Consider the following 18,953-nt stretch of genomic DNA (forward strand, 5'->3'; position numbering starts at 1 on the left):
TACGTCGCGGTCGTCCGGATGTCGCTCAGCAAGAGCTGGAGGGTTGAAGCTGGTTCCTAGATGTCGAGAGCTGCCCGCTGGGGTGCTCCCCCGCCAGGGAGGGTGCGCCCGAGGTGCGCGTAGGCCTGCTGCGTCGCGACGCGGCCCCTCTGCGTGCGCGTGACGAGTCCGGTCCGGACGAGGAAGGGCTCGACCACGCTCTCGACGGTCTCCGCCTCCTCGCCGACGGAGACGGCCAGCGATCTCACGCCGACCGGTCCCCCGGCGAAGCGATCGATGAGCGCCTGCAGGACGGCGCGGTCGAGGCGGTCGAGGCCGAGCGCATCCACGTCATAGACGAGGAGTGCGTGCTGCACGGCCTGCTCGTTGGCGTCGGTCTCGTGGACGAGGGCGTAGTCGCGCACTCTCCGGAGGAGTCGGTTCGCGATTCGCGGTGTGCCCCGGCTGCGGGTCGCGATCTCGGCGAGCGCCGCATCGTCGACGCGGAGGTCGAGCAGGCGGGCCGCACGGGCGAGGACCCGTTCCAGCTCGGCGTCCTCGTAGAACTCGAGGTGCGCGGTGAAGCCGAAGCGGTCGCGAAGGGGGTTCGGGAGGAGGCCCGCCCGGGTGGTGGCGCCGATGACGGTGAACGGGGCAAGCTCGAGCGGAACGCTCGTTGCGCCAGCGCCCTTGCCGACCATGATGTCGATGCGGTAGTCCTCCATTGCGAGGTACAGCATCTCCTCGGCCGTGCGCGCCATGCGGTGGATCTCGTCGATGAACAGCAGCTCACCCGGCACCAGGCTGGAGAGGACGGCCGCCAGGTCGCCCGCGTGCTGCAGCGCCGGACCGCTCGTGAGTCGAATGGGCTGCCCCGTCTCCTCGGCGACGATGAGAGCCAGCGTCGTCTTTCCGAGGCCAGGGGGGCCAGCGAGCAGGATGTGGTCCGGGGTGCGGCTCTGCAGGGCAGCGGCCTTGAGGAGCAGCTCCAGCTGCACTCGCACCTTCGCCTGGCCGACGAACTCGGCGAGGTTCGCTGGTCTGAGGGCTCCCTCGAAGGCGATCTCCGCCTCGGACTCGGGTGCTTCGGGGAAGTGCGAGGCGTCGGTCACGATCGGCTCCCAGCCGGCCCGAGCAGCTTGAGTGTGGCCCGCAGCAGCTTCGCGACGTCCTGCTCTTCACCCTCGAGCGCCTTCGCGGCGTCCTCGACCGCAGGTGAAGCCTGCCGTTCTGCGTAGCCGAGGCCGAGCAGCGCTTCGACCACGTCGCGGCGCACCGCCGCCGCTCCGCTGTCGGAAGACGGCTCCCCCGTGGTCGTGCCCGGGGCAGGCGCGAGAGTGATCTTGCCCGCGAGCGAGAGGATGATGAGCTTGGCGGTCTTGGGGCCGATGCCGCTCACTGCCGTGAAGGCCTTGACGTCCTCCTCGCCGACGGCGCGTGCGACCTGCTCCGGCTCGAGATGAGCGAGCACGCCGAGCGCGGACTTAGGGCCGACTCCGGTGACCGTGATGAGGTGCTCGAAGATCTCGAGTTCCTCCGGTCGCTGGAACCCGTACAGAGTCCAGGCGTCTTCGCGGACGACGAGGTGCGTGCGCAGCAGCACCTCGGAGTCGAGGCGGAGCTGCAGAGCATGGGCTGGGGTCACGAAGACCTGGTAGCCGACACCCGCGGCCTCGATCGTGACCGTTGTGGCGGTCCGGTACAGCACCTGGCCGCGGAGGGAAGCAATCACCGGTCTACCGTACGCGGCGGCCGCGAGATTTCGCGGCACGCTCGGCGGCGAGCCACGCGCTCTGCGCGGTTGTCGGCGCGTCCGCAGGCCGCCCGGCTGAGGCGACGGCTCGCTGCGCTGGCGTCTGGCCCCCCGCGGGCTTGAGGGTGTCGAGCGGGGATTTCCATGCCGAGCAGATAGCGAGCGCCAACGCGTCGGCGGCGTCGGCCGGCTTGGGGATGTCGTCGAGTCGGAGGATGCGCTGCACCATCGTGCCGACCTGCTTCTTCTCGGCTGAGCCGTAGCCGGTGACGGCGGCCTTGACCTCCGACGGGGTGTGCAGGACAGCGGCGATGCCCCGACGTTCCGCCGCGACGAGGATCACTCCAGAGATCTGGGCGACCCCCATGACGCTCGGCAGGTTCTGTTGGGCGAAGACGCGCTCCAGGGCGATGGCATCCGGCTTGAACTCGTCGAGCACGGCCTCGATGCCGTCTGCGAGGAGTCGGAGGCGCCGCTGCAGCTCATCTCCGGGAGCTGACGTGACCACCGAGACGTGCACGAACTCGACACGCTGTCGGCCGTGCGCGTCGACGATGCCGAGGCCGCAGCGCGTGAGGCCGGGGTCGATGCCCAGGATTCGCCGCGGCACTCGGACTACTCGTCGTCTTCGGAGAGCTGCTGCTGCACCTCGGCGGAGACGTCGATGTTCGTGAAGATGTTCTGCACGTCGTCGCTGTCCTCGAGTGCGTCGATGAGGCGGAACACCTTGCGAGCGGTGTCGGCGTCGGCCTCGACCTTGACGTTCGGCACGAACTCGGCGTCGGCGGAATCGTAGTCGATGCCAGCGGCCTGCAGGGCCGTGCGTGCGCCGACCATCTCGCTGGCTTCCGTGCGGATCTCGAACACGTGCCCGTGGTCGATGACCTCCTCGGCGCCGGCGTCGAGGACGACCTCGAGCACGTCGTCCTCGGTGGGGGTCTCCTCGTGAGGGACGACGATGACGCCCTTGCGCTCGAAGTTGAAGGCAACGGAGCCCGGGTCCGCCATGTTGCCGCCGTTGCGGCTCATGGCGGTGCGCACCTCGGCCGCCGCGCGGTTCTTGTTGTCGGTGAGGCACTCGATGAGCAGCGCGATGCCACCGGGGCCGTATCCCTCGTACATGATCGTCGTGTAGTCGATCGACTCGCCCGTGAGGCCCGCGCCGCGCTTGACGGCCCGGTTGATGTTGTCGATCGGGACGCTGGTCTTCTTCGCCTTCTGGATGGCGTCAGCCAGCGTGGGGTTGCCAGCGATGTCGGCGCCGCCGATCTTCGCCGCGACCTCGATGTTCTTGATGAGCTTGGCGAACGACTTCGCGCGACGCGAGTCGATGATGGCCTTCTTGTGCTTGGTCGTCGCCCACTTGGAGTGTCCGGACATCTGTTCTCCGTTGTTCTAGCGCGTCTCACCTGCGGTGGGCGCCTGCTGCTGTTCGTATGCACGCTGACACCGTGGCCCGAGAAGTGGACGCCACTGGTCGCCGTCGGCGAGCGGTCTCTTCGTCTAGTTTACGCGTGCTCCGGCCAAGCGCCCGCGAGGAACACAGCAAGTGCGCGTTCGAGGGCCTCGATGTCGGCGATCGCGGCCAGCTCGCGGGCCGAGTGCATGGAGAGGATGGGGATGCCGACGTCGACGGTCGAGATGCCGAGTTCGGTGGACGCGATCGGGCCGATCGTCGAACCGCACGGCAGCGAGTTGCTCGACACGAAGGCCTGCACGGCCACGCCGGCGTTCTGGCAGACGCCGGTCCAGAGTGCGCTCCCACGCGCATCCGTCGCGTAGCGCTGGTTCGCGTTCAGCTTGAGGAGGGTTCCTCGGCCCGCGATGGGCCGGGTCTCGTCGTCGTGCTTCTCTGGATAGTTCGGGTGCACGCTGTGGCCCAGATCGCTCGAGACGAGCCACGAGGCGGCCAGCGCTCGCCGCTGCTGGGCGGGACCTGCGCCGAGGCCCTCCTGGATGCGAGCGAGCACGTCGCCGAGGAACGGGCCGGCCGCGCCGGAACGGCTCGCGGAACCCACCTCTTCGTGGTCGAAGGCCGCGATGACGGGGATCACGCCACTCGGCACGGTCTCGACGAGTGCCGTCGTCGCGGCGTGGACGCTGACGAGGTTGTCGAGGCGTGCCCCGGCGAACAGCGCCTCGCCGTGTCCGAAGAGCTGGGCGTCCTGGGCATCTGCGAGGAAGAGGTCGAAGCCCGTGATCGATTCCGGGTCGACCCCGGCGTCGGATGCGAGCGCCGCTACGACACCTCCCGCTGCCTCGAGACCGAGGACGGGGTGGGTATGGCGCTGCGGGTCGAGGACGAGTCCGCGCTCGTTGACGCCCCGGTCGAGATGGATCGCGAGCTGCGGGATGCGCGCGATGGGTCCTGAGGCGGCGAGCACGGTGGTGCCGTCAGCGAGGGCGAGGCGGCCAGCGACGCGCAGCTCGCGGTCGAGCCAGGAGTTCAGCAGCGGCCCGCCGTAGACCTCGACCTCGAGGCGCTGCCAGCCCTGCGATGTCGACTCCGGGTTCGGCTTGAGCTTGAACCCAGGCGAGTCGGTGTGCGCTCCGACGATCGCGAACGGCGTGATCGGCGACGTGGACTCCGGCACTCGCCACGCGATGACCGCGCCGTCGCGGACGACGACGTAGCCGCCAGCCTCCTGCGGCCATTCATCGCGTTCGTCGAGCGACGTGAAGCCGGCATCCTCGAGCCGCCGTGCGACCTCAGCTGCCGCGTGATAGGAGGAGGGGGCTTCGCGGATGAAGGCAGCGAGGGACTCGCTGACCTGCTTGCTCCTGGCTGCCTTGCTCGGACGGCGTCTCGCCATGTTCTGCTCCTGGTTCTCTGTCGAATCGGTCGGTGCGTGGCGTCGTTCAGCCGGCGTGCTCGGCGACCCGGTCGAGGAAGTAGCTGTGGAACCGGGTCTCGCCGCTCATCTCGGGGTGGAACGACGTCCCGAGGAGGTTGCCCTGCGCGACGGCGACCACTCGACCGTCCGGGAGCGCCGCCATGACGCGGGCACGGCTCCCGACGGCATCCACGACGGGGCCGCGGATGAAGGTGGCGTGCACGGCCGGCTCGCCCAGCTCCGGAACCTCGATCTGCGTCTCGAACGACTGGTTCTGCGAGCCGAAGGCGTTCCGCCGCACCGACACATCGAGGCCGCCGAAGCTCTGCTGCCCCCTGATCGCGTCGACGACGGTGTCGGCGAGCATGATCAGGCCGGCGCACGTGCCGAAGACCGGCATCCCAGCTGCGATTCGATCCTGGATGGGCTGGGCGATGTCGAAGATCCGAGACAGCTTGTCGATGACACTCGATTCGCCTCCGGGGATCACGAGGCCCGAGACTTCTTCGAGCTGCGCCGGGGTGCGCACGAGCACCACGTCGGCGCCGAGGTCCGTGAGCACCTGCTGGTGCTCACGGACGTCGCCCTGCAGGGCGAGGACGCCGACTACGGGAGTCGCCAACGCCTCGCTACCAGCCGCGCTCAGCGAGACGGTGCGGGGCTGCGAGGTCGGAGACGTTGATGCCGACCATGGCTTCGCCGAGTCCGCGCGATGCGGCAGCGATCACGGCAGGGTCGTCGAACGCGGTGGTCGCCTTCACAATGGCGGCGGCGCGCTGGGCCGGGTTGCCCGACTTGAAGATGCCGGAGCCGACGAAGACACCGTCTGCACCGAGCTGCATCATCATCGCGGCGTCGGCCGGGGTCGCGACGCCACCCGCGGTGAAGAGCACGACGGGCAGCTTGCCGGTCTCGGCGATCTCGCGCACAAGTTCGTAGGGAGCCTGGAGCTCCTTCGCGGCGACGTAGAGCTCGTCGCGGGTCATGGACGTGAGGGCGGCGACCTCGCCGCGGATCTTCCGGATGTGCTTGGTCGCCTCTGATACGTCGCCCGTGCCGGCCTCGCCCTTCGAGCGGATCATGGCGGCGCCCTCGTTGATGCGCCGCAGCGCCTCGCCGAGGTTCGTGGCGCCGCAGACGAACGGCGTCGTGAACTGCCACTTGTCGATGTGGTTGACGTAGTCGGCGGGGCTCAGCACCTCGGACTCGTCGATGTAGTCGACGTCGAGCGCCTGCAGCACCTGCGCCTCGACGAAGTGCCCGATGCGAGCCTTCGCCATGACGGGGATGGAGACCTCGGCGATGATGCTCTCGATGAGGTCGGGGTCGCTCATGCGGGCGACGCCGCCCTGCGCGCGGATGTCGGCCGGGACGCGCTCGAGGGCCATGACGGCGACAGCGCCGGCGTCCTCGGCGATGCGCGCCTGCTCTGCGGTGACGACGTCCATGATCACGCCGCCCTTGAGCATCTCCGCGAGGCCGCGCTTGACCCGGTTGGAGCCTACGGTCCCGTCGACGGCGACGAGGGGGGCAGTGCTTTCGCTCATGATGTCCTTACTTTCCGCGTGCAGAGAGTGCATGGCGGTTCGGAGATGAATTGGCTCAAGTGTAGACGCGCGTGCGTCCCGGCTTGATTGGGCGACTGCCCAATCAAATCGCGGTAGATCAGGCCTTCGGCCAGGCGTCGGCGAGGGCCTGGCGGGTCTCGCCGAGCAGCGATGGGAACGCCTTCGTCTTCGCGATGATCGGGAAGAAGTTGGCGTCGAACTGCCAGCGAGGCACGATGTGCTGATGCAGGTGCCCGGCGATGCCAGCTCCGGCCAGACGACCCTGGTTCATCCCGATGTTGAAGCCGTCGACGTTCGAGACTGCGCGGAGCACACGCATCGCGGTCTGCGTCAGGTGCGCGATCTCGAGCACCTCGGCCTCGGAGGCCTCGTCGTACATCGCCACGTGCCGGTACGGGCACACGAGCAGGTGACCGGAGTTGTACGGATAGAGGTTCATGACCACGAACGCGTGCTCGCCCCGGGCCACGATGAGCGACTTCTCGTCGTCCATCGTGGGCCCGACGCAGAACGGGCAGGCATCCTGTGCGGGGTCCTGGCCATCCTGGATGTACGCCATCCGGTGCGGCGTCCAGAGCCGCTGGAAGGAGTCGGGCACCCCGGCAAAGTCAGCCGAGCGCTCGATGCCGAGGCCGTCGAGCTCGCCTTCGGGGAACCCGAGCGCGCTCATGCCAGGTCTTCTGCCGTGTTCACGAGCAGGTGCTCGTCGACGGCGCCGCGGACGAGGCGGATCGCGTCCTCGATCGGAACGCCGTTGCGCTGGGTTCCATCGCGGAAGCGGAAGGAGACCGTCTTCGCGGCGCGGTCGTCCTCGCCGGCGATGAGCTGGAACGGCACCTTCGCCTTCGTGTGGTTGCGGATCTTCTTCGGCATGCGGTCGTCGGACGCGTCGAGCTCGGCTCGCACGCCGTGGGAGCGCAGCTCGTCGACGATGCCCTGGAGGTAGTCGCCGTACTGCTCCGCAACCGGGATGGCGACGAGCTGCACGGGCGACAGCCAGACTGGGAAGGCGCCGGCGTAGTGCTCGACGAGCACGCCGAAGAAGCGCTCGATCGAGCCGAAGAGGGCGCGATGGATCATGACGGGACGCTGGCGCGTGCCATCCGGAGCCGCGTACTCCATGTCGAAGAGCTCTGGCAGGTTGAAGTCGAGCTGGATGGTCGACATCTGCCAGGTGCGGCCGATCGCGTCGCGCGCCTGCACGGAGATCTTCGGACCGTAGAACGCGGCTCCGCCCGGATCGGGGACCAGGTCGAGTCCGGACTCGGTGGCGACCTCCTCGAGCGTGCGCGTCGCTTCCTCCCACGTTGCGTCGTCGCCGACGAACTTCTCGGGGTTCTTGGTCGACAGCTCGAGGTAGAAGTCGTCGAGGCCGTAGTCCTTGAGCAGCGAGAGCACGAACTTGAGGGTGCGGGTCAGCTCGTCCCGCATCTGGTCGCGCGTGCAGTAGATGTGGGCATCGTCCTGGGTGAAACCGCGTGCGCGGGTCAGGCCGTGCACGACGCCGGACTTCTCCATGCGGTAGACCGTGCCGAACTCGAACATCCGCAGTGGCAGCTCACGGTAGGAGTGCGCGCCCTGGTTGTAGATCAGGTTGTGCATCGGGCAGTTCATGGGCTTCAGGTAGTAGTCCTGGCCCTGCTTGGTGACGTTGCCCGCCTCATCCACTTCCTCGTCGATGCGCATCGGCGGATACATGCCGTCTCGGTACCAGTCGAGGTGCCCGGAGATCTCGTAGAGACGCCCCTTCGTGATGTGCGGGGTCGAGACGAAGCTGTACCCCTCCTGCACGTGGCGCTTTCGCGAGTGCTCTTCCATCTCGAGCTTGATGATCCCGCCCCTGGGATGGAACACCGGCAGCCCGGATCCGAGCTCGTCCGGGAAGCTGAACAGGTCGAGCTCGCGGCCGAGGCGACGGTGGTCGCGCTTCATGGCCTCCTCGATGCGCTCCTTGTAGGCCCGCAGCTCGTCCTTCGTCGGCCAGGCCGTTCCGTAGATGCGCTGGAGCTGCGGGTTCTTCTCGGACCCGCGCCAGTAGGCGGCCGCAGAGCGAAGGATAGAGAAGCCATTGCTGAGCATCCGGGTCGAGGGGATGTGTGGCCCCCGACAGAGGTCCTTCCAGTAGACCTCTCCCGTCTTCGCGTCGACGTTGTCGTAGATAGTGAGCTCACCAGCGCCCACCTCGACCGACTCGTTGTCGGCGTTCGCGCCGCTGCCCTTGAGCCCGATCAGCTCGAGCTTGTAGGGCTCGTCGGCGAGTTCGGCCCGTGCCTCATCGTCGGTCACGACCCGACGCACGAAGCGCTGCCCCTGTCGCTGGATGCGCTGGGCTTCCTTCTCGATGGCCTTGAGATCCTCCGGTGTGAACGGGGTCTCCACGTCGAAGTCGTAGTAGAAGCCGTCGGTGATGGGAGGTCCGATGCCGAGACGCGCATCCGGGTTGATCTTCTGGACGGCCTGCGCGATGACGTGCGCGGCAGAGTGGCGGAGGATGTTGAGTCCGTCGGCACTGTCGATCGTCACCGGTTCCGTGATCGCCCCGTCCGGCACCACCGTGGCGAGGTCGACGAGCACACCGTCGAGCTTCATCGCGACGACGGAGCGGTCTGTGAAGAGCTCGAATCCGGTGGTCGTCGCGCCGCCGTTCTCGTGCGGGCGGATTTCGGTCTCGAGGTCAACGGGATCGCTGGTCACGATGCTCCTTGTCGTTAGGCATGAACAAGCGACCACTTTATCGCGCGACTGCCCTCGCGCGGCGCACGGAAGCCGACCCTGAGGAGCGGGACTCCTAGTTCTTGCGACGTCCTTCGCGGGGCGTGAACGTGCCGATGTCCTCGGGGGTGTCCGAATCGGAGCGTGTCGCCGAGGGGCGTGCGCCTCCGCTTGCGGGCTTCGCGTCGCCACTCTCGGCCGAGGCCTTGGAATCGGACTCGGCCTTGCCATCCCTGCCAAGGGTGTCGACCAGGCTGTTCAGAGCCAGGAGCGCCAGGCGGATCTTCTGGTGGTGTCGGCCCTCGGTCTTGACGTCGAGCTTCTCGGCGAGCTTCACGGCCTGATCCTTGATGACGCTCTCTCGTCCGGTCACGACCTTCTTCAGGCCCGTGTGCACGGCCTGGACTCGCGCACCGGAGTTCGCGGACTCCCGCATCCGCTCACCCCTCGCTGAGCCAGTGCTGTCGCCTGCGCCGCTGCCCGTCGAAACCATGATTCCTCCAAGTGCGCCGACCGGCGCGATCCGTGATGGCATCAAGATACGCGCAATCGCGATACATCGCGTGTGAAGACGCTGGGTGACGACTCGCACAGATACACAGCCAACAAAGCAGCTCCTCCCGCTAGCCTGAAGTCAGCGATCGGCGCACTGCCTTTGGCGAACGAAACAACCAAAGGTTGCCGACCGAGGGGATCCTCACATTACGACTTCATCTTCTGCGCTCCCCCAGGGCATCGGCCGGATCCGTACCACCAAGCCCCGCACCCCGGGAGCGAAATCCGTCACGCAGAGCTACAGCGCCGTGTCGAAGGTCATCCGCGAGATGGGCTTGCTCAAGCGCACTCGCTGGTTCTACGGAATGCTGGCTGCTGGCCTCATCGTCGCACTGGGCGGAGCCATCACCGGGTTCATCCTGCTCGGTGACAGCTGGTTCCAGCTGCTCATCGCTGCAGCCCTCGGCGTCATCTTCACGCAGTTCGCCTTCATCGCCCACGAGGCGTCGCACCGACAGGTGCTCGAGTCCGGCCCGGGCAACGACCGCCTCGGTCGCTTCCTCGCTGCTGGTGTCGTCGGCATGAGCTACAGCTGGTGGATGACGAAGCACACGAAGCACCACGTGAACCCGAACAAGATGGGCAAAGACCCCGACATCGACTTCGACACGATCTCCTTCACGGAGGAGGACGCTCGGAAGCAGACCGGTCTCCTCGCGCTGATCACGCGGAAACAGGGCTACCTGTTCTTCCCGCTGCTCACCTTCGAGGGCTACAACCTGCACTTCCGCTCGATCAAGTCCCTCTTCACTCGCCAGCCCATCAAGGGACGCTGGGTCGAGTTCACGATGATCACGGTTCGCTTCGCGATCTACCTCGGAGCTATCTTCTGGCTGCTCCCCCTCGGCATGGCGTTCGCCTTCATCGCCGTCCAGATGGCCGTCTTCGGCGTCTACATGGGCGCATCGTTCGCTCCGAACCACAAGGGCATGCCGATCATCCCCGCCGACGTGAAGATGGACTTCTTCAGCAAGCAGGTCCTCACCTCGCGCAACGTGAGCGGCGGCTGGTGGGCCAGCGCGCTCATGGGTGGCCTCAACTACCAGGTCGAGCACCACCTCTTCCCGAGCATGCCCCGCCCGCACCTTGCCAGGGCTCGCGAGATCATTCGCGAGCACTGCCAGAACCTCGAGGTCCCGTACACGGAGACGACGCTCATCAAGTCGTACGGCATCGTGATCGACTACCTCAACAGGGTCGGCCTCCAGGCTCGCGATCCCTTCGATTGCCCGCTCGTCAATCAGTTCCGCCGCGTCTGATCTGACACGCGCACAAAGGCCCACCCGGTTCATCCGGGTGGGCCTTTCTGCGTGCTGAATGCTCCTCCCGCGAGAGAGCTATTCGTAAATCTACGAATAGCTGGTACAGTCGGAGCATGAGCATCCACTTCCAAGCACAGATGCCTTCCGGCTGGAAGGCCACAAGCGCCATCCGAGTCCTGCGATTCCCCGGAGGCGAGATCACCCTCGTCGTCCCCGCGGATCTCAACGAGAAGCCCGCCTACGCCACCGTCACGGGCGCAGAACCGGGCGACCTCATCGCCCTCGGGCTCTGGGCCGATTACGCGCATCAGCTCGGCCAGCGGGCAGTCGCGGTCCTCCCCTATCTCCCGGCGGCTCGTGCCGACCGAGGCGCGCCCTTCGGGGCGAAGGTCTACGCCGAGCTGATCAACAGCTTCGGGCTCGATCAGGTGATCGTCTTCGACCCCCACTCCTCGGTCGCTCCCGGCCTGATCCACAATGTCAAAGTCGTGGGCTCGGCCCCCTACGTGCGGCGCGCGACGATCGGACGCGTCGGATCCCCGCACGAATACGTCGGCGTCATCGCACCGGATGCGGGTGCCGTCGGCCGTGCACAGGCCGCTGCGTCCGCGCTGCACCTCCCGCTCTTCCGCGCCGAGAAGCACCGTGACTTCCAGACCGGGAAGCTCTCCGGCTTCAGCTGCGAGGCTCTCCCCCGTGACGGACGCCTCCTCGTGGTCGACGACATCTGCGACGGGGGCGGCACCTTCCGGGGCTTGGCAGAGGCCACTGGACTGCCGAAGGAGCGCCTGACACTCTTCGTGAGCCATGGGGTCTTCTCGGGCGACGCCCCCGCCCTCCGACAGCACTTCGGCGAGATCATCACCACCGACTCGCACCCAGGCTCCGCACGCGAGGGCGTCGCGACCAAGGTGCTCTCGATCCGGAACATCCTCGCGCCCTACGTCGAGTACTGAGTCGCGGCAGACGCGACCTCGACGCCACAAGCTCCCCTCGAAAGGAATGACCATGGACTACACATCTGTTGCGCCCCTCTTCCAGACCGATGCCTACAAGCTCGGCCACCTTCAGCAGTACGGCCTCGCCGGCGACGTCACCGGCGTCTACTCCAACTACACCAACCGCGGTTCCCGCATCCCGGACATCGGCGCGGTCGTGCACTTCGGACTCCAGGCGTTCCTCGAGCGATACGCGGATAGCTTCCGCGTCTTCTTCGAGGCCGACGAGGATCAGGTCTGCCAGGCCTACGAGGCTCGTCTCGCGAGCATCCTCGGGCCGAACACGATCGGCAGCGCCCACATCCGCGCGCTGCACCGCCTCGGCTTCCTCCCCCTGCGGTTCTGTGCCGTGCCGGAGGGCACAGCAGTGCCACTTCGCGTTCCGAGCTTCACGATCGAGAACACGCACCCCGACTTCTTCTGGCTCACCAACTACATCGAGACGGTGCTGAGCGCGGAGATCTGGCAGGCATCGACGACCGCGACGATCGCGAAGGCGATGCGTGAGACGCTCGAGACCGCGGCGACGAGAACGGGGACACCCCTGGCTGCTGTCGACTGGCAGGGTCACGACTTCTCCTACCGAGGGATGTCCTCCAACGAGACCGCCGCGATGAGCGGAGCCGCGCACCTGCTCAGCTTCACGGGCACCGACTCACTCGTCTCCATCGACTGGATCGAGCGCCACTACGGCGGAGCGTTCATCGCCGGCAGCGTGCCGGCCACGGAGCACTCGGTGATGTGCGCGGGTATCGCGACGGTCGGCGAGCGTGAGCTCTTCGAGGGGCTGCTCGGCCTCTACCCGAGCGGCATCGTCTCCGTCGTCTCCGACACCTTCGATCTCTGGCGAGTGCTCACCGAGTACCTGCCGGCGCTTCGAGAAGAGGTGCTCGCCCGGGACGGGAAGCTGGTCATCCGGCCAGACTCCGGGAACCCCGTCGACATCCTCTGCGGGGTCGAGGATGGTGCCCAGGACGCTGGCGCGGCTGAGCGGAAGGGCGTCATCGAACTGCTCTGGGACACGTTCGGCGGAACGGTGAACGAGGCAGGCTACAAGGAGCTCGACCCACACATCGGGGCGATCTACGGTGACTCCATCACCCGCGAGCGGGCGGTTCGGATCACCGAGCGGCTTGCCGCGAAGGGCTTCGCTTCTGGAAACGTCGTCTTCGGCATGGGAAGCTTCGGGTACCAGTACCAGACCAGGGACACGTTCATGTCGGCGATCAAGGCGACGTGGATTCAGGTCGATGGTCGCGGCGTCGACATCCGGAAGGACCCTGTGACGGACAGCGGAACGAAGAAGAGCGCGACGGGCCGCCTGGCGGTGGTGACGGACGCCGATGGTCGCATGCGCCTGATCGAGCGGGCTACGCCTGCCGAGGAGGCGGAGTCCCTGCTGCAGCCCATCTGGGAGGACGGCGCCTTCGTGCGGCGGCAGACGTTCCCGGAGGTTCGGGCGGTGCTCGCGAAGCAGACGGTGCTGCGTTGACCGAGTCCTACGACCAGCCGCTCGTCGCGATGGATGCACTCGCTGTGCGCTATCGCGACGAGCGGCTGGAGTTCGGCGTCGCGGTGCGCGAGAACGCGCCGCACGCCGGGGTGGAGGCCATCCCCGGCGTCCTGCTGCTGTCCGGGGAGCACGGGGCTGGCCCCGTGCTGCGCGCGATGCGGACGAAGGCTGGGATACCGGACGATGATGTGCGACTGACGCGCCAGCTCGGCTGGTTCGACGGCACGATGCGCGACCCACGCAGCGCCACGATCTCGCTCGCCAGCCTCGTCTTCCTGCGCGCGGAGGCGCGCGACGGGCTGCTGCGCTGGCATCCGCTCGACAGCGTGCCGCACCTCCCCTTCGACCATGCGCAGATCGTCGAGGCGGCTCGTGTGCGACTCGGTGAGATCGTCTGGCGCGACTGGGCCGTCACCCGGGCGCTGCTCGGCGAGAAGTTCACGTCGGGGATGGCTCTGGCGCTCGGGGTGGCGCTCGATGCTGAGCCCTTCGACCGACCGAACTTCCGCCGGTGGCTGGAGGGGACGGGGGTCGTGCGTGTCACCACTGACACCACTGGGGTGAAGCTCCGGGGCCGGACGACGGTCTGGGAGTGGAAGGACTCAGATTCGAGCGCACTCGAGGGGCCGGCGGGGACGAGGCGATGACCGCCACCCGGCTCGCTTCAGGCGGGCTGAACCACCGTGGTCACGATCAGGCGCGTGTCGAGAGCGGCGAGGCCGCCTTCTCGAAGACCCAGAGGGCTTTCGTCTTCGGGAACCACGGGGTGCCGTCCTGCTCGAGCACGGACCAGGCGGCCAGGTGCTGTCGGTAGCCGGGCTGCACCCAGGCTTCCCGATGCACCGGCGTCAATCCCGCACCGAGCGCTTCGACGACGTCGACGAGCTCCTCCAACTCGAATTGGCAGTACTGCTCCTGTGTCTCGCGCGCCAGCGACTCGGCGCCCCAGTTCACGGTCAGCAGCGCCTCCGTCACCACCCGAGCTGTGCCGACGAAACGATGCTCGCCGAGGCTCTCGAGACGCGTCAGCTCAGGGAGGGGAACGCCCTCGAGATACGCGCTGAGGAGATCGTCGCCATCGTCGCCCGGGCTGACCAGCGTCGTCAGGCGATCCGGTCGAGCGGGTGTCACGAAGTCACGGATGACGAGGACCCCGCCTGGCCTGAGCGCCTTGGCGATGATCGCGAGGTTCGCCATGATGGCCTGACGCCCGTTCTCCGGCCCGTTCGGGCCGTACGACGCGATCTCGTGCAGGACAGAGCTCATCACGATGCCATCCAGGTCCCGCAGGCCCAGCACCTCCAGTTGGTCCGCGGAGCCTGAGCGCACAGTGATGCCGGGCACCTGCTGGAGATGTGCGATCGCATCGGCGGAGTCGTCGAGTGCGATGGTCTCTTCGATGTCCGGAAGCACTGCGATTCTCGCCGCGAGCTCCCCTCCTCCGGCGCCGATGTCGAGGACCCGCCCGCCGCGCAGCCAGTCCGTGAGCTGGGTCTTCTCATCCACGGCGGCTGCCATGCGGCGGAAATAGCGTTCCTCGAGTTCGTGGCGGGCAGCGCGGGCTCCGGTGGCCGCGAACACCATGCTCTCTGCGTGTTCGGTATTCGTCACGGGCCTCACGCCTTCCGGTCAGGATCTCGACGGGGCGCGAAGAAGGCCCCCGATCTCTCAGGGGCCTTCTCCTCACTGGTTGGCGATGCAGGGATCGAACCAGTGAAGGCGTCATTGGAGTCGACGCCTGAAAGCGCTCATCCTGCTGGGTCTGCGCCGTCCTGAAGCGGAACAACCCGTGCAGTGCATCGAGACCCAAGAGTACAAGAACCGCTCGCAGGTGCCACGAGAATGCGCGAGGGCCGCGCGAAACGGTGCACCCAGGTTCGCGCGGCCCTCATTGATCGTGTCGGCAATGGTGTTACCCGAAAGCCGGCGAACGCCCCCGGCGCCCGTCTCCCCAGAACACGATCGTTCCTCACTGTAGAGATCGCGCGCGCCCAACGACGAGCACTGCGCAAAGTGGCCGATATTCGGCGCAAATCGTCTCAAAAGTGAATCGATCATCTGCATAATCGAGCTCGGATGCTCTACGCGTTTAGAATCAGATTCATGCACCTCGGTTTCACGCTGCCACTGCCCCTGGGCGGGCCGCAGACCTCTGAGAACCTGTCCCGCCGGAAGCTGCGCGAGCACCTCCTCTTCCTCGTCGCCGTCGGTGGCGAGCCGAGGCACTCCGACGTCGTGCATCCACCGAGCAAGACGGAGTCAGCGACGTCCAGCCCAGCACCTTCGCCGCTCGACGTCGCTGGTCTCGAGCTCGTCGCCATGCGGTTGTTCGAGAAAATACAGGCACCGGGCCCATTCGGCACGACCGTCTTCGACGAGGAACGAGTCATCATCGTCTCGAAACAAGGTCGCGGCGGCATCTCGATTCTCGTGGGCGAGGACGGTGGCGTGCTCTACTTCACCTCTGCGACATCACCGTCGACCGCGGTCGCGGACTATCAAGCTGGCGGTCGGACTGACCCGGCATTGTTCCGCGCCCGAGGGACCTAGGCGGAGCTGAGCCGACGCCCGACGGGCGGGGCTCACATCGCTGACGTTCGCTTCGGGTTCCTCACCACGTCCGGACCCGAGATCTTAATCTTCACACCGGCCGACGTCGCAGAGCTCAGCGAAGCTCGGGCCATGCCTCAACGCAATAGCGGACGCTCCCCGAGCGCGACTCCACTCGCCGCGAGTAGGTCCCATTGCTGAGCTGCCTCCTTCGGGCCGGGAGACTGCAACATGGAGTGGTGGTCGTGGAACAGCGAACGCTGGTGCTCCAATACATCGAACCGTGCTCCCGAGAGTTCTAGGACTGGGAAGAGGCGGCGGTCCTCATGCTTGCGCGCGTGGGCGACCGCGACGTAGGCGCGCCGTTCGCCCGGAACTTCCCACAGAGTGAAACGAGTGGAATACCGCTTACTCGTGGAGTTGATGTTTGGGGTGTAGTAGCGGGGCTCCGCATACGCGAACCCTCGATGGAGTGCCTCGGCCCCGCCAGCGTCGGTGTGCCGTGCCCCGTCCCAGATCCGCCGCAGCTTCGTGCCGCTGGCGCGGTCGATGAAGCTCGGTGACTTCCGCAGGAACTGCACGAAGGTGACGATCGACATCGCGTACAGAGCCGGAATGATGACGGGCATGAACGTCAGCCCCTGCCGGACCCGCCGCGGCTCCGATGCCGCGGTGTCGATTGCGCCGAACAGCGGTTCCCAGAACACGAGCAACACGGTCGGGAAGAGGAAAAGCCCGAGTGCTCCGAGAAGCACCGGTATCGACCGGCTCAGCTGAGTCTCGACTCGATCATCGAGAGCGAGAGCCTGTTCTGGCCCTGTGAGCCGTGATGCGCGCATGGACTCCTCCCGTAACCCAGACTACCTGGCAGTGGCCATCTCAGGGCCCGACGAGCCGCTCCGGTGTGGCAGTGAAGTTAATCCTCGAACGGTGCTCTTCTGACTCCAGGCTCGACAGTCGCTTGATGGATTCGGCGGTATCGAGACCCATCCGTCACGGCTCTGCATCACGCAAGATGGATCGTGAGGTGGTGGTGCCGTCGACAGCCGCGGCTGGGGTTCCAGCCTCTGGCCGTGCACACTGTTGGACCCCACAGCGACTCCGACGAGGCTGGGTAGAACAACTGCGACCGAGAGCAGCACTGTCAAGACAGCCGCGCCGAGGATGTCGGGCCCACCGCAAGACGTCGACGTCTCCGTACAGGACCTGAACGGTGCTCCACTGCCGGAGTTGTCATAACTGCTGGTGAAGGAGTCCATCAGCACGAAGCCGATCACGAAAGGGACGGAGAACGCGCTGGCCAGAACCAGGCAGGCGAAGATTCCGAAGCTTCCTCGAACAAAGCTCATCTCGCATGCTCGGAGTAGAACTGTTCAGCAGGAATCCACGTGTTCTGTGTGAACCGGTGGTCGTGGCTGCACCTTCTGCCAGCGCCCCACACGGCCAACTGCGCCCCGGTCTGGTCGAAGACGCACACAACCCACAAGGACGAACTCCCCATGTCTGCCGAGCCGGCGTCTCCGACCTCTTCAAGATGCCTCAACTGGTTCGGGGACACATCTGCAGGAAGGAGCACGTCGACCACCACCGGAAATGAGTCGTCAGCTCCGCTCACTCGGAAAGCTTCGGCTCCGCGCACTTGCGCAGCCAGCTGAAGCACTTCTCCCCGGAGCCCGAACGAGTCCATGCCGCGCGGAGTGATCCAGGCCCCCACGGCCAGCACTGATGTCGCCAAGCTCAGCAGGAGGAGAGCCGTGACAAGAAACTGCATCCGGAGATTCATCATTGACCGCCTCTGAAGCCTGTTCGTGCCTACGATCGCCATTGCTGTCTCCCTTGAACGAGTGCCGTGCCAACTGTGCACGTGTCATGGCCCGTTCGTCGCGTGACCGACTGGTCCGTGACGATCCTGGAACGCGATGTGGGCTGCGAGACCTGCCTGTTACCAGCGACACGCTGGAGGGCTCCTCCTGCGCCGCTCATACCGGGACTGCAGCAACGTCTCAGCTCTGGAGTGCCGATCGTCGAGCACCTGAACACGGGTCGTGGTCATCGTCGACCGCCGTGTTTCGGACAGCAAAAAACCCCCGGCGAACCAGGGGTTTTTCTCGTGGGCGATACTGGGATCGAACCAGTGACCTCTTCCGTGTCAGGGAAGCGCGCTACCGCTGCGCCAATCGCCCATTGTGAGGTGACGACGGGATTCGAACCCGTGTGGACGGCTTTGCAGGCCGCTGCCTCGCCTCTCGGCCACGTCACCGTGTTGTGGGTTGAAACCCGTGCAAACTCCGTCTGGTGATTAACACCAGACTGAGTCACACTCGAGCGGATGACGAGATTCGAACTCGCGACCCTCACCTTGGCAAGGTGATGCGCTACCACTGCGCCACATCCGCATCGCGCTTGTCTCGGGAACTTCCGTTCCGGCTTGACCAGCGCGAGAATGACTCTATAGGAACTCGGGCCGCGATACAAAATCCACCGGTGTAATTCGAGGAAAACCCTGGTCAGAACGGCAGGTCGCGATCGTGAGCACGAAGCCATACCCCTCTCTCGCCGCTTGCACGATCGGTCGACGGCCTTCGCGAGGCGTCACGCGTTTGCAGTGCGGGTCACTGCCTGTCGGAGTGGCGACACGCAACGCCTACACGCACGTCGGTGATCATGCACAGCCCGAATCTGTGGCATGATTAGTGCTCGTCGCGGGTGATTGGCGCAGTTGGTAGCGCGCTTCCTTCACACGGAAGAGGTCGTGGGTTCGAGTCCCGCATCACCCACCGCGAGAAACCCCCGGCCGGGAAGACATTCGCTCTTCCTGGGTCGGGGGTTTTGCTACATGCAGCCGCAAGGCCACCGTTTCCCCACAGCCGCTCCCACTCGGGGCCGGCGAGCCCCTCGGCCGCCTCTCCTCAGGCGAGCCCCTCGGCTGTCTCTCCTCAATGGAGGACCTGGCTGAACCCAACGGCCCCCAAAGGACACGCTCTCCCACTTCAACTCAGAAAGGAAGGGCCCGAAGAATCTGCTCAAGATGGGCGAACAGATTCGGTTCTTCGAGTCAGGGGTCCGCGCTTCTGTCTAGACGTTCTTGACCGAAGCCATCGAGAGGGCAGTCCAGCTGCGCGGGCGCGGCGAGAGCACGCTCGAGGGTGCGGAACGCGGCACGGCCGATTCGAACTCCAGTACTCACACCGAGCAGACCCCCTTTCGAGTTCGAGAAGCGGTTGTGTGG

Annotated in this window: 18 protein-coding genes and 4 tRNA genes; 6 read left to right on the plus strand and 16 right to left on the minus strand. The window is 66.3% G+C overall.

Going from position 1 to position 18,953, the window contains the following annotated elements; genetic code table 11:
• Window positions 1-56: 56 nt before the first annotated feature.
• The 10 genes from ruvB to C5E10_RS19295 form a co-directional block, all read right to left on the minus strand.
• On the minus strand, window positions 57-1,091 hold the full coding sequence (ruvB, locus tag C5E10_RS08590; protein ID WP_104331258.1) for a Holliday junction branch migration DNA helicase RuvB: 1,035 nt from the start codon (window positions 1,089-1,091) through the stop codon (window positions 57-59).
• Window positions 1,088-1,711, minus strand: coding sequence for a Holliday junction branch migration protein RuvA (gene ruvA / locus C5E10_RS08595; protein WP_104331259.1), 624 nt, complete (start codon window positions 1,709-1,711; stop codon window positions 1,088-1,090). The genes ruvB and ruvA overlap by 4 nt, the downstream gene beginning before the upstream one ends.
• A 4-nt stretch (window positions 1,712-1,715) precedes the next feature.
• Window positions 1,716-2,342, minus strand: a complete 627-nt coding sequence (gene ruvC / locus C5E10_RS08600; RefSeq protein ID WP_104331260.1) for a crossover junction endodeoxyribonuclease RuvC — start codon at window positions 2,340-2,342, stop codon at window positions 1,716-1,718.
• 5 nt (window positions 2,343-2,347) lie between these two features.
• Window positions 2,348-3,112 carry a YebC/PmpR family DNA-binding transcriptional regulator gene (locus C5E10_RS08605; RefSeq protein ID WP_104241297.1) on the minus strand — a complete coding sequence of 255 codons (765 nt, stop codon included), beginning with the start codon at window positions 3,110-3,112 and terminating at the stop codon, window positions 2,348-2,350.
• Between the two features lie 128 nt (window positions 3,113-3,240).
• Window positions 3,241-4,545 (minus strand): M18 family aminopeptidase, encoded by a 1,305-nt coding sequence (locus tag C5E10_RS08610; protein WP_104331261.1) that lies wholly within the window; start codon window positions 4,543-4,545, stop codon window positions 3,241-3,243.
• 46 nt (window positions 4,546-4,591) lie between these two features.
• Entirely contained in the window at window positions 4,592-5,188 is a 597-nt protein-coding gene (gene pdxT, locus C5E10_RS08615; RefSeq protein ID WP_104331262.1) for a pyridoxal 5'-phosphate synthase glutaminase subunit PdxT, read from the minus strand.
• A 7-nt stretch (window positions 5,189-5,195) separates the two neighbouring features.
• Window positions 5,196-6,113, minus strand: coding sequence for a pyridoxal 5'-phosphate synthase lyase subunit PdxS (gene pdxS / locus C5E10_RS08620; protein ID WP_104331263.1), 918 nt, complete (start codon window positions 6,111-6,113; stop codon window positions 5,196-5,198).
• A gap of 118 nt (window positions 6,114-6,231) precedes the next feature.
• The gene (locus tag C5E10_RS08625; protein ID WP_104331264.1) at window positions 6,232-6,804 is read right to left on the minus strand and encodes an HIT domain-containing protein; all 573 of its coding nucleotides are present in this window, start codon (window positions 6,802-6,804) and stop codon (window positions 6,232-6,234) included.
• Window positions 6,801-8,723 carry a threonine--tRNA ligase gene (thrS, locus tag C5E10_RS08630; RefSeq protein ID WP_219820342.1) on the minus strand — a complete coding sequence of 641 codons (1,923 nt, stop codon included), beginning with the start codon at window positions 8,721-8,723 and terminating at the stop codon, window positions 6,801-6,803. Before thrS ends, C5E10_RS08625 begins: the two co-directional genes overlap by 4 nt.
• Window positions 8,724-8,922: 199 nt before the next feature.
• Window positions 8,923-9,339 (minus strand): hypothetical protein, encoded by a 417-nt coding sequence (locus tag C5E10_RS19295; protein WP_219820338.1) that lies wholly within the window; start codon window positions 9,337-9,339, stop codon window positions 8,923-8,925.
• Window positions 9,340-9,547: 208 nt separating this feature from the next.
• Here C5E10_RS19295 and C5E10_RS08635 point away from each other — a divergent pair, with 208 nt between their 5' ends.
• From C5E10_RS08635 to C5E10_RS08650, 4 genes are all read left to right on the plus strand, one after another.
• Window positions 9,548-10,660 (plus strand): fatty acid desaturase family protein, encoded by a 1,113-nt coding sequence (locus C5E10_RS08635; RefSeq protein ID WP_374953495.1) that lies wholly within the window; start codon window positions 9,548-9,550, stop codon window positions 10,658-10,660.
• 116 nt (window positions 10,661-10,776) lie between these two features.
• Entirely contained in the window at window positions 10,777-11,619 is an 843-nt protein-coding gene (locus C5E10_RS08640) for a phosphoribosyltransferase family protein (RefSeq protein ID WP_104331266.1), read from the plus strand.
• Between the two features lie 52 nt (window positions 11,620-11,671).
• Complete coding sequence (locus C5E10_RS08645) at window positions 11,672-13,153, plus strand: nicotinate phosphoribosyltransferase (RefSeq protein ID WP_258071049.1); 1,482 nt, start codon at window positions 11,672-11,674, stop codon at window positions 13,151-13,153.
• Window positions 13,150-13,821: an NUDIX hydrolase gene (locus C5E10_RS08650; protein ID WP_104331268.1), complete on the plus strand. Its 672-nt coding sequence runs from the start codon at window positions 13,150-13,152 to the stop codon at window positions 13,819-13,821. Before C5E10_RS08645 ends, C5E10_RS08650 begins: the two co-directional genes overlap by 4 nt.
• A gap of 46 nt (window positions 13,822-13,867) precedes the next feature.
• On the opposite strand, the gene C5E10_RS08655 is transcribed toward C5E10_RS08650, so the two are convergent.
• Window positions 13,868-14,785: a methyltransferase domain-containing protein gene (locus tag C5E10_RS08655; RefSeq protein WP_146080205.1), complete on the minus strand. Its 918-nt coding sequence runs from the start codon at window positions 14,783-14,785 to the stop codon at window positions 13,868-13,870.
• A 492-nt stretch (window positions 14,786-15,277) separates the two neighbouring features.
• Here C5E10_RS08655 and C5E10_RS08660 point away from each other — a divergent pair, with 492 nt between their 5' ends.
• On the plus strand, window positions 15,278-15,724 hold the full coding sequence (locus C5E10_RS08660; protein WP_104331270.1) for a hypothetical protein: 447 nt from the start codon (window positions 15,278-15,280) through the stop codon (window positions 15,722-15,724).
• 137 nt (window positions 15,725-15,861) lie between these two features.
• On the opposite strand, the gene C5E10_RS08665 is transcribed toward C5E10_RS08660, so the two are convergent.
• From C5E10_RS08665 to C5E10_RS08685, 5 genes are all read right to left on the minus strand, one after another.
• Window positions 15,862-16,563 (minus strand): hypothetical protein, encoded by a 702-nt coding sequence (locus tag C5E10_RS08665; protein WP_146080206.1) that lies wholly within the window; start codon window positions 16,561-16,563, stop codon window positions 15,862-15,864.
• A gap of 506 nt (window positions 16,564-17,069) precedes the next feature.
• Window positions 17,070-17,549, minus strand: a complete 480-nt coding sequence (locus C5E10_RS08670; protein WP_104331272.1) for a hypothetical protein — start codon at window positions 17,547-17,549, stop codon at window positions 17,070-17,072.
• 286 nt (window positions 17,550-17,835) lie between these two features.
• Window positions 17,836-17,907, minus strand: a tRNA-Val gene (locus C5E10_RS08675).
• Window positions 17,908-17,913: 6 nt separating this feature from the next.
• Window positions 17,914-17,984 (minus strand) — tRNA-Cys (locus C5E10_RS08680).
• A 64-nt stretch (window positions 17,985-18,048) separates the two neighbouring features.
• Window positions 18,049-18,120: transfer RNA gene (locus tag C5E10_RS08685), tRNA-Gly, on the minus strand.
• A 308-nt stretch (window positions 18,121-18,428) separates the two neighbouring features.
• Here C5E10_RS08685 and C5E10_RS08690 point away from each other — a divergent pair.
• Window positions 18,429-18,501: transfer RNA gene (locus tag C5E10_RS08690), tRNA-Val, on the plus strand.
• Window positions 18,502-18,953: the final 452 nt, after the last annotated feature.

Source organism: Pseudoclavibacter sp. RFBG4 (assembly GCF_002931515.1).
Classification (GTDB): domain Bacteria; phylum Actinomycetota; class Actinomycetes; order Actinomycetales; family Microbacteriaceae; genus Pseudoclavibacter.